Origin of the sequence: Streptococcus sp. 1643 (assembly GCF_006228325.1) — a bacterium.
Taxonomy (GTDB): Bacteria; Bacillota; Bacilli; order Lactobacillales; family Streptococcaceae; genus Streptococcus.
In genome coordinates this window covers 1,363,096-1,377,276 of sequence record NZ_CP040231.1, presented here as the reverse complement: position 1 = coordinate 1,377,276, position 14,181 = coordinate 1,363,096, and the positions used below count along the sequence as shown (strand labels likewise).

17 protein-coding genes are annotated in these 14,181 nt (G+C 41.7%); 14 read left to right on the top strand and 3 right to left on the bottom strand.

Features of this window, described 5'->3' with window-relative positions:
- Window positions 1-10: 10 nt before the first annotated feature.
- The 14 genes from ldcB (at window position 11) to FD735_RS07230 (ending at window position 10,618) form a co-directional block, all read left to right on the top strand.
- Window positions 11-727 carry an LD-carboxypeptidase LdcB/DacB gene (gene ldcB, locus FD735_RS07295; protein WP_139658843.1) on the top strand — a complete coding sequence of 239 codons (717 nt, stop codon included), beginning with the start codon at window positions 11-13 and terminating at the stop codon, window positions 725-727.
- 122 nt (window positions 728-849) lie between these two features.
- Window positions 850-1,275 (top strand): 50S ribosomal protein L11, encoded by a 426-nt coding sequence (rplK, locus tag FD735_RS07290; RefSeq protein ID WP_001085808.1) that lies wholly within the window; start codon window positions 850-852, stop codon window positions 1,273-1,275.
- Between the two features lie 97 nt (window positions 1,276-1,372).
- Window positions 1,373-2,062: a 50S ribosomal protein L1 gene (rplA, locus tag FD735_RS07285; protein WP_001085675.1), complete on the top strand. Its 690-nt coding sequence runs from the start codon at window positions 1,373-1,375 to the stop codon at window positions 2,060-2,062.
- 175 nt (window positions 2,063-2,237) lie between these two features.
- Complete coding sequence (locus tag FD735_RS07280; RefSeq protein ID WP_001049316.1) at window positions 2,238-2,750, top strand: adenine phosphoribosyltransferase; 513 nt, start codon at window positions 2,238-2,240, stop codon at window positions 2,748-2,750.
- 186 nt (window positions 2,751-2,936) lie between these two features.
- On the top strand, window positions 2,937-3,881 hold the full coding sequence (gene metA, locus FD735_RS07275; protein ID WP_001122730.1) for a homoserine O-succinyltransferase: 945 nt from the start codon (window positions 2,937-2,939) through the stop codon (window positions 3,879-3,881).
- Between the two features lie 8 nt (window positions 3,882-3,889).
- Entirely contained in the window at window positions 3,890-4,567 is a 678-nt protein-coding gene (locus tag FD735_RS07270; RefSeq protein ID WP_061426933.1) for a DnaD domain-containing protein, read from the top strand.
- A 96-nt stretch (window positions 4,568-4,663) separates the two neighbouring features.
- Window positions 4,664-5,422, top strand: coding sequence for a triose-phosphate isomerase (gene tpiA / locus FD735_RS07265; RefSeq protein WP_049490291.1), 759 nt, complete (start codon window positions 4,664-4,666; stop codon window positions 5,420-5,422).
- 188 nt (window positions 5,423-5,610) lie between these two features.
- Window positions 5,611-6,129: a Dps family protein gene (locus FD735_RS07260; RefSeq protein ID WP_061426935.1), complete on the top strand. Its 519-nt coding sequence runs from the start codon at window positions 5,611-5,613 to the stop codon at window positions 6,127-6,129.
- A gap of 209 nt (window positions 6,130-6,338) precedes the next feature.
- On the top strand, window positions 6,339-6,677 hold the full coding sequence (locus FD735_RS07255; RefSeq protein ID WP_001061600.1) for a zinc ribbon domain-containing protein YjdM: 339 nt from the start codon (window positions 6,339-6,341) through the stop codon (window positions 6,675-6,677).
- A gap of 2 nt (window positions 6,678-6,679) precedes the next feature.
- Window positions 6,680-7,303, top strand: coding sequence for a Pr6Pr family membrane protein (locus FD735_RS07250; protein ID WP_061426937.1), 624 nt, complete (start codon window positions 6,680-6,682; stop codon window positions 7,301-7,303).
- Window positions 7,304-7,415: 112 nt separating this feature from the next.
- Complete coding sequence (locus FD735_RS07245) at window positions 7,416-8,567, top strand: MFS transporter (RefSeq protein ID WP_049505236.1); 1,152 nt, start codon at window positions 7,416-7,418, stop codon at window positions 8,565-8,567.
- 99 nt (window positions 8,568-8,666) lie between these two features.
- The gene (truA, locus tag FD735_RS07240) at window positions 8,667-9,416 is read left to right on the top strand and encodes a tRNA pseudouridine(38-40) synthase TruA (RefSeq protein WP_139658842.1); all 750 of its coding nucleotides are present in this window, start codon (window positions 8,667-8,669) and stop codon (window positions 9,414-9,416) included.
- Complete coding sequence (locus tag FD735_RS07235) at window positions 9,406-10,179, top strand: bifunctional hydroxymethylpyrimidine kinase/phosphomethylpyrimidine kinase (RefSeq protein WP_139658841.1); 774 nt, start codon at window positions 9,406-9,408, stop codon at window positions 10,177-10,179. Before truA ends, FD735_RS07235 begins: the two co-directional genes overlap by 11 nt.
- Window positions 10,157-10,618, top strand: a complete 462-nt coding sequence (locus FD735_RS07230; RefSeq protein WP_139658840.1) for an ECF transporter S component — start codon at window positions 10,157-10,159, stop codon at window positions 10,616-10,618. The genes FD735_RS07235 and FD735_RS07230 overlap by 23 nt, the downstream gene beginning before the upstream one ends.
- A 40-nt stretch (window positions 10,619-10,658) precedes the next feature.
- Here the strand turns inward: FD735_RS07230 and FD735_RS07225 are convergent, their stop codons facing one another.
- The 3 genes from FD735_RS07225 to murT form a co-directional block, all read right to left on the bottom strand.
- Window positions 10,659-11,741, bottom strand: coding sequence for a Xaa-Pro peptidase family protein (locus FD735_RS07225; protein ID WP_139658839.1), 1,083 nt, complete (start codon window positions 11,739-11,741; stop codon window positions 10,659-10,661).
- 127 nt (window positions 11,742-11,868) lie between these two features.
- On the bottom strand, window positions 11,869-12,651 hold the full coding sequence (gatD, locus tag FD735_RS07220; protein WP_139658838.1) for a lipid II isoglutaminyl synthase subunit GatD: 783 nt from the start codon (window positions 12,649-12,651) through the stop codon (window positions 11,869-11,871).
- Entirely contained in the window at window positions 12,651-13,994 is a 1,344-nt protein-coding gene (gene murT, locus FD735_RS07215) for a lipid II isoglutaminyl synthase subunit MurT (protein ID WP_139658837.1), read from the bottom strand. The genes gatD and murT overlap by 1 nt, the downstream gene beginning before the upstream one ends.
- Window positions 13,995-14,181 lie beyond the last annotated feature (187 nt).

The following is a 14,181-nucleotide window of genomic DNA, read 5'->3' as shown; positions in this document are numbered from 1 at the left end:
GGAAGAAAAAATGAAAAAAAGATACATCGTTTTATCTGGTTTGCTAGCAGTAACCCTAGCAGCATGTTCTCAAGAAAAAACTAAAAATGAAGAAAACACTCAAAAAACGGAACAAACTAGTCAACCTGAAGGAACTGTAGGGAGCAAATCTCAAGCCTCTAGTCAGAAGAAGGCAGAAGTTGTCAATAAGGGAGACTACTATAGTATTCAAGGGAAGTACGATGAAATCGTCATAGCTAATAAGCACTATCCTTTGTCAAAAGACTATAATCCAGGAGAAAATCCAACAGCTAAAGCAGAGTTGCTGAAGCTCATTGCAGCAATGCAAGCAGCTGGCTACCCAATCAGCGATCACTACAGTGGTTTTAGAAGTTATGAAACTCAAACCAAACTTTATCAAGACTATGTGAATCAAGATGGTAAGGAAGCTGCTGATCGCTACTCAGCTCGCCCAGGTTATAGTGAACACCAAACAGGTCTTGCATTTGACCTTATTGGGACAGATGGAGATTTAGTTACTGAAGAAAAGGCGGCCCAGTGGCTCTTGGATCATGCGGCTGACTATGGCTTTGTTGTTCGCTATCTCAAAGGCAAGGAAAAAGAGACTGGCTATATGGCAGAAGAATGGCATCTTCGCTACGTCGGAAAAGAAGCCAAAGAAATTGCTGCTAGCGGTCTCAGTTTGGAAGAGTACTATGGCTTTGAAGGTGGCGATTACGTCGATTAAAAAAGTGATTTTTCTCTTGCATTTTTAGATAAATAGTGTATAATAGAAAAGTATGTGTAAAGCATACTTGTGGGAGGTAAAAATCTTTAATTACCGCCAAAACCACAAAGGAGGATTTAAAAATGGCTAAAAAAGTCGAAAAACTTGTAAAATTGCAAATCCCTGCTGGTAAAGCTACACCAGCTCCACCAGTTGGACCTGCTCTTGGTCAAGCTGGTATCAACATCATGGGATTCACAAAAGAGTTCAACGCTCGTACAGCTGACCAAGCTGGTATGATTATTCCAGTTGTTATCTCAGTATACGAAGACAAATCATTTACTTTCGTTACAAAAACACCACCAGCTGCTGTTCTTTTGAAAAAAGCTGCAGGTGTTGAAAAAGGATCAGGTACACCTAACAAAACTAAAGTTGCTACAGTTACTCGTGCACAAGTACAAGAAATTGCAGAAACTAAGATGCCAGATTTGAACGCAGCAAACATTGAGTCTGCAATGCGTATGATCGAAGGTACTGCTCGTTCTATGGGATTCACTGTTGTTGACTAATCAATAACACCCCCAATATAACCCGCAAGACTTCATCATTTCGAGAAGTGACGTGGGAGATGAAAATCGATTGAACCACTTACAAGGAGAATAGAAAATGGCTAAAAAAAGCAAACAACTTCGTGCTGCTCTTGAGAAAATCGACAGCACAAAAGCATACAGTGTAGAAGAAGCTGTAGCACTTGCAAAAGAAACTAACTTTGCAAAATTTGACGCAACTGTAGAAGTTGCTTACAACTTGAACATCGACGTTAAAAAAGCTGACCAACAAATCCGTGGAGCAATGGTATTGCCAAACGGTACTGGTAAAACTTCACGCGTTCTTGTTTTCGCACGTGGTGCAAAAGCTGAAGAAGCAAAAGCTGCTGGTGCAGACTTTGTTGGTGAAGATGACCTTGTTGCAAAAATCAACGACGGTTGGTTGGACTTCGACGTAGTTATCGCTACACCTGACATGATGGCTCTTGTTGGACGTCTTGGACGTGTCCTTGGACCACGTAACTTGATGCCAAACCCTAAAACTGGTACTGTAACAATGGATGTTGCTAAAGCAGTTGAAGAGTCTAAAGGTGGTAAAATTACTTACCGTGCAGACCGTGCAGGTAACGTTCAAGCAATCATCGGTAAAGTATCATTTGAAGCTGAAAAATTGGTTGAAAACTTCAAAGCTTTCAACGAAACAATCCAAAAAGCAAAACCAGCTACAGCTAAAGGAACTTACGTAACAAACTTGACAATCACAACTACTCAAGGTGTTGGTATCAAGGTTGACGTAAACTCACTTTAATTAACAGATTTTTAAAAACGAGTACGAATGTGCTCGTTTTTTTGATGATAAGTTCACACCAGGGGAAATAACTCCATTAATAGCCTGATGGAGCAATAGAATAGTGCTTTTCCTTTTTTCTTTCTTAAAAAATGTGCTATAATAGAGAGTAAAAAACTTTGAAAGAAAGAAAAAGATGAATTTAAAAGATTATATCGCAACGATTGAAAATTATCCTAAGGAAGGCATCACCTTCCGTGATATCAGCCCTTTGATGGCAGATGGAAATGCATATAGCTACGCTGTTCGTGAAATCGTTCAGTATGCAACCGATAAGAAAATCGACATGATCGTGGGTCCAGAGGCTCGCGGATTTATTGTTGGCTGCCCAGTTGCTTTTGAGTTGGGAATTGGTTTTGCACCCGTTCGTAAACCAGGGAAATTGCCACGTGAAGTCATTTCTGCTGATTATGAGAAAGAGTACGGTATTGATACCTTGACCATGCATGCGGATGCCATCAAACCAGGTCAACGTGTTCTCATCGTAGATGATCTCTTGGCAACAGGTGGAACTGTCAAGGCAACGATTGAGATGATTGAAAGACTTGGTGGAGTTGTAGCCGGTTGTGCTTTCTTGATTGAGTTGGATGAGCTTAAAGGCCGTGAAAAAATCGGAGATTACGATTACAAGGTACTTATGCATTATTAATGAAAAACAGTCCTTGGGGCTGTTTTCTCTTCATCTGCTATATAAATTAACTATAGCTAGTTAGAGAAAAACTATAATTGAAAACTATATCTTCATACAGTATAATAAAGGGAAGAAGTATTTGGAGGTTTTTGCTTTCACACAGACAACATCATTCCCGAAATAGAGAACTGTTAGGAGGGTATTATGCCGATTCGAATTGATAAGAAATTACCAGCTGTGGAGATTTTAAGGACAGAAAATATCTTTGTTATGGATGACCAAAGGGCCGCTCATCAGGATATTCGCCCCTTGAAGATTTTGATTTTAAATCTCATGCCTCAAAAAATGGTAACAGAAACGCAACTCTTACGGCATTTGGCTAATACCCCTTTGCAATTAGATATTGATTTCTTATATATGGAAACACATCGTTCCAAGACAACTCGTGCCGAACATATGGAAACCTTCTATAAGACCTTTCCAGAGGTCAAGGATGACTTTTTTGATGGAATGATTATCACAGGAGCTCCAGTGGAGCACTTGCCTTTTGAGGAGGTGGACTACTGGGAGGAGTTTAAACAGGTCATCGAATGGTCCAAGACGCATGTTTTTTCAACCCTCCATATCTGTTGGGGAGCACAAGCAGGTCTTTATGTTCGCTATGGCGTTGAAAAGCACCAGATGGATCGGAAACTATCAGGCATTTATCCACAGGACACCTTGAAAGAAGGGCACCTTCTTTTTAGAGGTTTTGATGATCGCTATGTAGCTCCTCATTCTCGTCATACGGAGATTTTAAAAGAAGAAATCTTAAACAAGACCAATCTGGAGATTCTGTCAGAAGGTCCTGAGGTTGGGGTTTCCATTCTAGCTAGTCGAGATTTGCGTGAGATTTATAGTTTTGGTCATTTGGAGTACGATCGTGACACTTTGGCAAGAGAGTATTTTCGTGATTATGAGGCGGGACTCAATCCTCATATTCCAGAGAACTACTTTAAAAATGATGATGTAAATGAGACGCCCTGTCTCTGTTGGTCTTCATCAGCCGCCCTCTTTTTCAGCAATTGGGTAAACTATGCAGTTTATCAAGAAACCCCTTTTGACTGGAGAAAGGTAGAGGATGATGCGGCTGCATTTGGATATCTATAAGAGGAATTATGACATATTTTGACGCTTTTAAATCAGGGAACTTGGTTTTGCCAAGTGCCCTGCTCTTGCATTTTAAGGAACTCTTTCCTTCCAGCGAAGATTTTTTGGTCTGGCAATTTTTCTATTTACAAAATACCACAGCCTTAGGAGATGTTTCACCTAGTCAGATTGCTGAAATCATTGGGAAAGAGGTGGCAGATGTCAACCAATCTATTTCGAATTTGACAGAAAATGGTTTGCTACAATATCGGACCATTGAACTAAATGGGGAAATTGAGCTGATTTTTGATGCTAGTTTGGCTTTTGAACGCTTGGATAGCTTGCTAGATAGACAAACTCCATCTGCAACTGCCCCAAACCCGCAGAATCAGTTGAAGGATCTGGTTGAAACTTTTCAGCAGGAATTGGGACGCTTATTAACACCATTTGAAATCGAAGACCTTTCTAAGACTGTCAAAGAAGACGGAGTTAAGGCGGATTTGATCAAGGAAGCTCTCCGAGAGGCCGTTCTCAATGGCAAGCCAAACTGGAAATATATTCAGGCAATCCTACGAAACTGGCGCCATGAAGGTATTCAGTCTGTGACTCAGGTAGAGGCCAAACGAGCAGAGCGAGAAGTCAACAATCCCAAACAAGTTCAGGCTTCGGCTGATTTCCTCGATGCCATGAATTTGTGGCAAGATTAGTCGCTTGAAAAATCTTGAAAATTAGAGTAAGGTTTGCAAGCTCCTTATAAATATGATAAAATAATAGAAAATAAAATGAAAAAAGAGGTATGTGAAATGTCACGTAAACCATTTATCGCTGGTAACTGGAAAATGAACAAAAATCCAGAAGAAGCAAAAGCATTCGTTGAAGCCGTTGCATCAAAACTTCCTTCATCAGACCTTGTTGAAGCAGGTATCGCAGTTCCTGCACTTGACTTGACAACTGTTCTTGCTGCTGCTAAAGGAACTAACCTTAAAGTTGCTGCTCAAAACTGCTACTTTGAAAATGCAGGTGCTTTCACTGGTGAAACTAGCCCACAAGTTTTGAAAGAAATCGGTACTGACTACGTTGTTATCGGTCACTCAGAACGTCGTGACTACTTCCATGAAACTGACGAAGATATCAACAAAAAAGCAAAAGCAATCTTTGCAAACGGTATGCTTCCAATCATCTGTTGTGGTGAGTCACTTGAAACTTACGAAGCTGGTAAAGCTGCTGAATTCGTAGGTGCTCAAGTATCTGCTGCATTGGCTGGATTGACAGCTGAACAAGTTGCTGCATCCGTTATCGCTTATGAGCCAATCTGGGCTATCGGTACTGGTAAATCAGCTTCACAAGACGATGCACAAAAAATGTGTAAAGTCGTTCGTGACGTTGTAGCTGCAGACTTTGGTCAAGAAGTTGCGGACAAAGTTCGTGTTCAATACGGTGGTTCTGTTAAACCTGAAAACGTTGCTTCATACATGGCTTGCCCAGACGTTGACGGTGCCCTTGTTGGTGGTGCGTCACTTGAAGCTGAAAGCTTCTTGGCATTGCTTGATTTTGTAAAATAATCTCAGTTATTCCAGACAGTCTGCTAAGACTGTCTTTTTTTTAAAGACTGTATATTTTTCTTAAATTATCAGTCAATTACAACTTTTTTAATATGGGTTAATTTTCTTGCTTTTGTCTACTAGGAGTAGTATACTGAGATAGTAATCAATAAATATGGTTGCAAAAATAATATTATGAGGTGATCAATATGGTTGAATTGAAAAAAGAAGCAGTAAAAGACGTAACAACATTATCTAAAACAGCGCCAGTAGCATTGGCAAAAACAAAGGAAGTATTGAACCAAGCAGTAGCAGACTTGTATGTGGCTCACATTGCCCTTCACCAAGTTCACTGGTATATGCGTGGTCGTGGTTTCCTCGTATGGCATCCAAAAATGGATGAATACATGGACAGCCTTGATGGCTATCTTGACGAAATCAGCGAACGTTTGATCACCCTTGGCGGCAAACCTTACTCAACTTTGACAGAATTCCTTCAACACAGTGAAATCGAAGAAGAAGAAGGAGAATTCCGTAACGTTGAAGAAAGCTTGGAACGTGTTCTAGCGATTTATCGCTACCTCATCGCTCTTTTCCAAAATGCTTTGGATGTGACTGATGAAGAAGGCGATGATGTTACAAACGATATCTTTGTTGGTGCTAAGGCTGAACTTGAGAAAACAGTTTGGATGCTTGCAGCAGAACTTGGACAAGCTCCTGGTTTGTAAAATATAGTTGCTACCCCTTTTATCATGAGGTGCTTGATAAGTGCCCATGACCAATCATCTTTTAAAAGTCATGTAACTGTAAACAGTTGCATGATTTTTTTGTTTGCTGGACTTAGGACACATTGTCAAAAGTAGGATTTTACGGTATAATAGTTGCTGTTCAATAACATATGAATTTTAAAGAATAATTGTTAGTTTAAGGAGGACTTATGAACAACTTACCAAATTGCCCAAAATGTAATTCAGAATATGTCTACGAAGACGGAAGTCTCTTGGTCTGCCCAGAGTGTGCCTATGAGTGGAATCCTGCAGAAGTTGCAGAAGTAGAAGAAGGTGTTGTTGCTATCGATGCCAATGGAAATAAATTGGCTGACGGCGATACTGTAACCTTAATCAAGGACTTGAAAGTAAAAGGTGCGCCAAAGGATTTGAAACAAGGAACTCGCGTTAAAAATATCCGTATCGTAGAAGGTGACCACAACATCGACTGTAAGATTGATGGTTTTGGAGCTATGAAACTCAAGTCAGAATTTGTTAAGAAAATCTAGCCATGAAACTGAATTATAAATTTATCTTTTATAGTCGTGTCCTCTTGTTCTTAGCGGCATTTACAGGAGTTTATTTGGAGATTACCAAGCACGGTGGCTTTGGTATGCTCCTTTACTACACAGTGTTGTCCAATCTTTTGGTAACGATTTTCACGGGTTATCTGCTCCGTGTGATGAGCCGTTCAGATGAAAATTGGCAAAGTCCGACCTTGCTTCGTCTCAAGGGTGGTGTTACCATGAGTATCATGATTACCTGTGTGATTTACCATTTTATGCTTGCTCCGATTGCGACAGACTTTTACCGTGTGGAAAATTTCCTTTGCCACTATATCGTTCCACTCTGGTTTTTAGCCGACACCCTTTTCTTTGATAAACGGGGTCAATACAAGATCTGGGATCCAGTCTTGTGGACTATCTTGCCCTTGGTTTATATGATTTTTGCCTTGTTTAATGGCTTGGTCTTAAAACTCAATATTCCGAATTCCAAGGACAATCCCTTCCCTTATTTCTTTTTAAATGTGAACAAGGGTTGGGACGTGGTTATCAAATGGTGTTTGATCATTTTTGCGGCGTATATGGTTGCAGGCTTCATCTTCTATCTGATCAAGCAAATCAAGCGAAAATAGTCTTCCTATTAGGAAAGTTAGGACGGAGTCTCTAGTTCAATTGGGCTCCTTCTTTTCTTGCCATCTTCCTTTTAAAAGGATCAACAGTGAGAAATATACAGAAAGAAAATTCATGAAACAATATTTAGAACGGGCTAGTATTTTGGCCCTCTCCCTCGTTTTGATTACCTCCTTCTCCATCTCAAGTGCTCTGCCAGCCATGTTTGACTACTATCAAGGATACCCCAAAGAACAAATCGAGCTCCTGGTCAGTCTTCCTTCTTTTGGAATCATGATTATGCTGGTTTTAAATGGGTTTTTGGAGCGGTTATTTCCTGAGCGTCTTCAGATTAGTCTAGGGCTTCTCATCCTCTCTATAGGAGGAACAGCCCCTTTCTGGTATCAGGAATACAACTTTGTCTTTGCGATGCGGATTTTATTTGGCTTGGGTGTTGGGATGATCAATGCCAAGGCTATTTCTATCATCAGCGAACGCTATCATGGAAAGACACGGATTCAGATGTTGGGTCTTCGCGGGTCAGCAGAAGTTGTCGGGGCATCGATTTTGACTCTAGTGGTCGGTCAACTCTTATCCTTGGGATGGACAGTGACCTTCTTGGCCTACAGTGCGGGATTTTTAGTATTGATCCTTTATCTGCTCTTTGTCCCTTATGGGAAAGAAAAGAAAGAAACAAAGAAAAAAGAGGCCGAAACGACTCGTTTGACAGGACAGATGAAAAGCTTGATTTTTCTATTGGCTGTCGAAGCAGCAGTTGTTGTCTGCACCAATACAGCTATCACTATTCGTATTCCTAGTCTGATGGTGGAAAGAGGTCTAGGGGATGCCCAGTTATCGAGCTTGGTTTTAAGTATCATGCAGTTGATTGGTATCTTGGCAGGTGTGAGTTTTTCTTTCTTTATCTCTCTGTTTAAAGAAAGGTTGCTCCTTTGGTCAGGTATCACCTTTGGATTGGGGCAGATTGTGATTGCCTTGTCTCCGTCATTGGGTGTGATGGTAGTTGGAAGTGTTGTGGCAGGTTTTTCTTACAGTGTGGCCTTGACCACTGTCTTTCAGCTTCTTTCTGAAAGAATCCCAGCCAAGCTCCTTAATCAGGCAACATCTTTTGCAGTGCTAGGATGTAGCTTTGGAGCCTTCACGACACCTTTCATTCTTGGAGCGATTGGTTTGGTGACTCAAAACGGTATGTTGGTCTTCACCATTCTAGGCTGCTGGTTGATTGTCACTTCTATCTTTGTTATGTACGCACTTCAAAAGAGAGCTTAGGATTAATTTCCTAAGTTTTTCTTTTTAGGAATTTTGTACCCAGACAATTATTAGTTTTTAAACTTGTTTACACTTTTATTTCCTGATAAAATAGAAGTTATGACAAGATATAAAGCAACTATTTCTTATGATGGTTTTGCCTTTGCTGGTTTTCAGCGCCAGCCTCATGTGCGGAGCGTTCAAGAGGAAATCGAAAAAACCTTAACGAGATTGAATAAGGGGCAAGCCATCACTGTTCACGGTGCTGGTAGGACGGATAGTGGGGTCCATGCTCTGGGACAGGTCATTCATTTTGATCTGCCCTATCAGATGGATGAGGAAAAACTCCGTTTTGCTCTGGATACCCAATCTCCAGAAGATATCGATGTGATTTCGATTGAGATTGTGGCAGATGATTTTCATTGCCGTTATGCCAAACACAGCAAGACCTATGAGTTTATCGTGGATAGAGGACGTCCCAAAAATCCTATGCGTCGTCACTACGCTACTCACTTTCCCTATCCGCTTGATGTAGAGCGGATGCAGATGGCAATCAAAAAGCTAGAGGGAACTCATGATTTCACCGGTTTTACAGCATCTGGAACCAGTGTAGAGGACAAGGTTCGAACTATTACAGAAGCCAGTTTAACAGTCGATGAGACAGGGCAGTTTTTGACCTTTACCTTTTCAGGAAATGGCTTCTTGTATAAGCAGATTCGCAATATGGTGGGGACGCTGCTCAAAATCGGAAATAATCGAATGCCAGTTGAGCAGATTGACTTGATCTTGGAAAAAAAAGACAGACAGCTTGCAGGTCCAACAGCAGCACCGAATGGCTTGTATTTAAAGGAGATTCGTTATGAAGAATAATCGCATTTTAGCCCTTTCTGGGAATGATATTTTTAGTGGTGGTGGTTTGTCAGCTGATTTGGCTACCTATACCTTGAACGGCTTGCATGGCTTTGTAGCTGTCACTTGTTTGACGGCCTTGACCGAAAAGGGCTTTGAAGTCTTCCCTCCGGATGATACTATTTTTCAACATGAGTTGAACAGCTTGCGTGATGTCGAGTTTGCAGGGATTAAGATTGGCCTTCTTCCTACTGTCAGTGTGGCTGAGAAGGCACTGGACTTTATCAAGCAACGTCCTGGAGTGCCGGTGGTATTGGACCCCGTCTTGGTCTGCAAGGAAACGCACGATGTGGCAGTCAGTGAACTCTGTCAAGAGTTGATTCGTTTTTTCCCTCATGTTAGCGTGATTACGCCTAATCTCCCTGAAGCAGAATTATTGGCTGGTCAGGAAATTAGAACCTTGGAAGATATGAAAGCTGTAGCGCAGAAATTGCATGATTTAGGAGCGCCAGCAATTATTATCAAGGGAGGCAATCGCCTCAGTCAGGACAAGGCTGTAGATGTCTTTTATGATGGACAAACTTTCACTGTCCTAGAAAACCCAGTCATTCAAGGCCAAAATGCTGGTGCAGGTTGTACCTTTGCCTCAAGCATCGCCAGTCACTTGGTTAAAGGTGATGAACTTTTACCAGCAGTAGAGAGTTCTAAAGCTTTCGTTTACCGTGCTATTGCACAAGCAGATCAATATGGAGTAAGACAATATGAAGCAAACCAAAACAACTAAAATCGCCCTTGTATCCCTTTTAACCGCTCTTTCAGTAGTTCTAGGTTATTACTTGAAAATTGGAACGGCAACAGGAATATTGACTCTCTTGGATGCAGGTATTTTCTTTACTGCCTTTTACTTTGGCAGTAAAGAAGGGGCCGTCGTTGGAGGACTAGCAGGTTTCTTGATTGACCTCTTATCAGGCTATCCACAGTGGATGTTCTTCAGCTTGGTAAACCATGGCTTGCAAGGATTTTTTGCAGGTTTTAAAGGCAAATGGCAATGGCTCGGCCTTGTCTTGGCGACTATCGTCATGGTAAGTGGCTATGCTCTGGGCTCAACTCTAATGAATGGCTGGTCAGCAGCCTTACCAGAAATTCTTCCAAACTTCCTGCAAAACACCTTGGGGATGGTTGTGGGATTTGTAGTCTTTCAGAGCGTCAAGAAGATAAAATAAAAAAGTCAGCTTCAATAGCTGACTTTTTGCTTGTCTATATTTAATCAAAATAAAGCAAATCTTTGCTGGTGCTGGTAAAGAGGTCAAATCCATCCTTAGTGACAACACCACAGTCTTCGATGCGAACACCGACTTTTCCAGGGATATAGATACCTGGTTCAACAGAGAAGCACATGCCTTCTTCGATGACCATGTCGTTTCCTTCCATGATAGATGGGAATTCGTGGACATCCATACCGATACCGTGACCGAGACGGTGGTTAAAGTACTCACCGTAACCAGCTTTTTCGATGACTTCACGGGCAGCGCGGTCTACTTCATGAGCAGTCACACCAGGTTTGATAAAGTCAAGGGCAGCTTGTTGGGCTTCAAGGGTCAAGTTGTAAATATCTTTTTTGAATTGGTCTGGTTTGCCGACAGCGACCGTACGAGTCATATCTGAGGCGTATCCATTGACCATGACACCGAGGTCAAAGAGGAGAAGGGAGTCCTTTTCAACCTTGTTTGCACCAGGAATTCCGTGCGGATTTGCAGCGTTATCGCCAGTCAAGACCATGGTATCAAAGCTCATTTCATAGCCTTCACCTTTCATGGCAAAGTCGATTTGTGCAATGATATCTGTCTCAGTCTTATCAAGAGAAATGTTGTCAAAACCAACTTTTACAGCCTTATCAGCATAGAGCCCTGCAACCATCATTTTTTGGACTTCGTCAGCTGATTTGATGAGGCGCATGCGTTGAATGCGAGGAGTGAGGTTTTCAAACTCAGCAGTTTCAAAGACCGTTTTCAAACCATGATATTTGGTCAAGATGAGATTGTCAAACTCAACAGCGACACGTTTGAAATCAAGCTGTGGAAGAACATTTTGGATTTTCTTCCATGGGTTTTCAGAGTCCACATAACCAACTACTGGGAAGGAAACAGTGCTACTTGCACGCTCTACTTCAAGGGCTGGAACGAATAGAAGCGGTTCCAGCTCCGCTAGGACAAAGAGGAACATTTGGCGTTCATGGGGATCACTGTAAAAGCCAGTGAGGTAATTAATAGTGACGGGGTCAGATATGACAGCGACGTCTAGTTTTTCTGATTCAAGATATGTTTCGATTTGTTGTAATTTAGACATATGCTACCTTCTTTCTACCCCTCTATTTTGGCAAAAAATGAGAGAAAATGCAAGGGAGAAGGGTAAAAGAACAGGCAAAAAGAACTCCGACAAGATAGGGGAGTTCTTTGATATAATTTTTCTTGGTTTAAGAAAAGTCAGCCTTGCTTTTGACGTCACTGTACTCTTCAGCGATTTCTTGGCTGAGAATGTCTTCATAGGCAGGGAGTTGGATGTCCTGACCGTATTTTTTCTTGAGAGCAATAGTGACTAGGCGATAAGCCAGATTGGCATTACGAGAAAGGATAGGTCCGTGGAAGTAGGAACCAAAGACATTCTTATAATGAACTCCTTCGCCGATCTTTTCTTCGTTGTTTCCATTTCCATAGACAACCAGTCCCAGTGGTTTTTGGTCATCAGAGAGGAAGGTGCGACCTTGGTGATTTTCAAATCCATAGTAGGTTTCATTGAAATCTTCATTGTGAATCTTGATATCACCGATAAAGCGGTTATTGGTCTGGTTGAGGGTGTAGTGGCCCATGACCCCTAGCCCTTCGATACGTTTGCCTGAAGCTTCAACATAATATTGACCCAATAGTTGGAAACCACCGCAGATGGCTAAAACCACACCATCATTTTGGATGTAGTTGTCAATGCTCTCTTTTTTAGCAGGAAGGTCGCCTGCGATGATGCTTTGTTCAAAGTCTTGACCCCCACCGAAAAAGGCGATGTCGTAGTGGTTTTCATCAAAGTCATCATGGAGAGAAACGATGTCAACTGTTACATGAGCTCCGAGTTTCTCAGCCACATACTTGAGCATAAGGATATTTCCATTGTCCCCGTAGGTATTCATGAGGTTTCCATAGAGGTGGGCAATGTTGAGCTGATAAGGGTAGTTGCCAGCTTTTGAGGAAAGTGAAGTATAAACCATTAGTTCATCTCCTTTCTAACAATCTGACGACTAGCCAGTAGTTCACGAAATTCCAGCATGGCAGTATAGGTTGCTAGGATATAGGCATGCTTGCAGTCTTGCTTCTCAATGGTTTTGAGAACTTGCTCCAGATTGCTTGTCTCAGTGATTTTATTAGCTGGGTATCCTGTCACCCGTAGACGACGCGCGATTTCAGAATGACGAACACCACCAGCGTTGATTTCAGGAATGTCCATGTCAGTGATTTGTTCAAAGTCAGCATCCCAGATCCAGCTAGTATCAATCCCATCAGCATAGTTGGCATTGAGGAGGACAGATAGGCTAAATGGATAAGGAGCTAGTTTAATCATCTCGATGGCTTGAGTTGCACCGACTGGATTTTTAATCAAGACAAGGGTGCATTCTTTATCACCGATATGGAAGGTTTCCTGACGACCAAAGACAGCGCGACTCTTATCAAATCCTTGCTTGATCAATTGCGAGTCTGCACCGAGGAATCGAGCAATGGCAACCGCAGCAAGGGCATTGTAGATGTTGTAAAGTCCACCGATTTGGATTCCGTATTCTTGTCCGTCAATGACAAAGCGAGAGCGATTGTTGGTCAACTCAACTAAATCTGTCAGACGGTAGTCCAAGTCAGGTCGTTTGCAACCACAATTTTCACAGATATAGGCACCCAAGTTGGCATAGGTATTGTGCTCATATTTGAGGATACCTTTACAGTCAGGGCAGAGAATCCCTTCGGTATTGTAGTGAGCCAGTTGGGCTGGCCCTTTCTCCAAGTCAAAACCAAAATACTGTACAGGATTTGGAATAGCTGGCTTGTAGAAAAGTGGACTGTCACCATTGAGGAGAACAGTAGCCGTAGGCACCTTACGAATGGCATCCAAAATCATGTTATAAGTTGTGTAAATCTCACCATAGCGGTCCATCTGGTCACGGAAAATATTAGTAATGACAAAAAGGCTAGGATGGATGTAGTCACAGATACGAGATAGACTGGCCTCGTCAATTTCTAGAACGGCAATGTTTTTCCCAGTTTTAGAGGATTTGGCCGTCAAGAAGGTTGTCGTAATCCCTGTAATCATATTGGCACCGCTTGGATTGGTCAGAACCTGACCATAAACTTCTTTTAAAATGCCGACAGTGAGGGCAGTTGTCAGGGTTTTCCCGTTGGTTCCAGTGACCACGACAATCTCGTAGTTCTTAGCTAGATTTTGTAAAATATCTTTATCAAATTGGAGGGCGAGTTTTCCTGGGAGCGTACTTCCACGGCCAAGACGGCTCAAGATGAAGTGAGAAGAACGCCCAGCTAGGAGGCTCAAAGTAGTTTTTAATTTCATGTTTCTATTATATCATACTGCGCCCGGCAGTCCAATAACTAAAGTAAACTCTAAGATCAACTAAAGAAGTAACCTTAGAGGTGCTTTTTAGGTTCTGATTAAACCAATCAAATATAATATCTTTGAATTTGATAACTTTGGCAACTTTAAGAAATAAATCTTTCTTGCTCTGAACATAAGAAAGGAG

Bases quoted from the DNA above. Each gene is read 5' to 3' on its own strand.
- rplA (WP_001085675.1), top strand. From the start codon at position 1,373: ATGGCTAAAAAAAGCAAACAACTTCGTGCTGCTCTTGAGAAAATCGAC.
- FD735_RS07250 (WP_061426937.1), top strand. From the start codon at position 6,680: ATGAAACTGAATTATAAATTTATCTTTTATAGTCGTGTCCTCTTGTTC.
- FD735_RS07245 (WP_049505236.1), top strand. From the start codon at position 7,416: ATGAAACAATATTTAGAACGGGCTAGTATTTTGGCCCTCTCCCTCGTT.
- FD735_RS07255 (WP_001061600.1), top strand. From the start codon at position 6,339: ATGAACAACTTACCAAATTGCCCAAAATGTAATTCAGAATATGTCTAC.
- FD735_RS07270 (WP_061426933.1), top strand. From the start codon at position 3,890: ATGACATATTTTGACGCTTTTAAATCAGGGAACTTGGTTTTGCCAAGT.
- FD735_RS07260 (WP_061426935.1), top strand. From the start codon at position 5,611: ATGGTTGAATTGAAAAAAGAAGCAGTAAAAGACGTAACAACATTATCT.
- rplK (WP_001085808.1), top strand. From the start codon at position 850: ATGGCTAAAAAAGTCGAAAAACTTGTAAAATTGCAAATCCCTGCTGGT.
- tpiA (WP_049490291.1), top strand. From the start codon at position 4,664: ATGTCACGTAAACCATTTATCGCTGGTAACTGGAAAATGAACAAAAAT.
- ldcB (WP_139658843.1), top strand. From the start codon at position 11: ATGAAAAAAAGATACATCGTTTTATCTGGTTTGCTAGCAGTAACCCTA.
- truA (WP_139658842.1), top strand. From the start codon at position 8,667: ATGACAAGATATAAAGCAACTATTTCTTATGATGGTTTTGCCTTTGCT.
- metA (WP_001122730.1), top strand. From the start codon at position 2,937: ATGCCGATTCGAATTGATAAGAAATTACCAGCTGTGGAGATTTTAAGG.
- FD735_RS07225 (WP_139658839.1), bottom strand. From the start codon at position 11,741: ATGTCTAAATTACAACAAATCGAAACATATCTTGAATCAGAAAAACTA.
- FD735_RS07235 (WP_139658841.1), top strand. From the start codon at position 9,406: ATGAAGAATAATCGCATTTTAGCCCTTTCTGGGAATGATATTTTTAGT.
- FD735_RS07280 (WP_001049316.1), top strand. From the start codon at position 2,238: ATGAATTTAAAAGATTATATCGCAACGATTGAAAATTATCCTAAGGAA.
- FD735_RS07230 (WP_139658840.1), top strand. From the start codon at position 10,157: ATGAAGCAAACCAAAACAACTAAAATCGCCCTTGTATCCCTTTTAACC.
- murT (WP_139658837.1), bottom strand. From the start codon at position 13,994: ATGAAATTAAAAACTACTTTGAGCCTCCTAGCTGGGCGTTCTTCTCAC.
- gatD (WP_139658838.1), bottom strand. From the start codon at position 12,651: ATGGTTTATACTTCACTTTCCTCAAAAGCTGGCAACTACCCTTATCAG.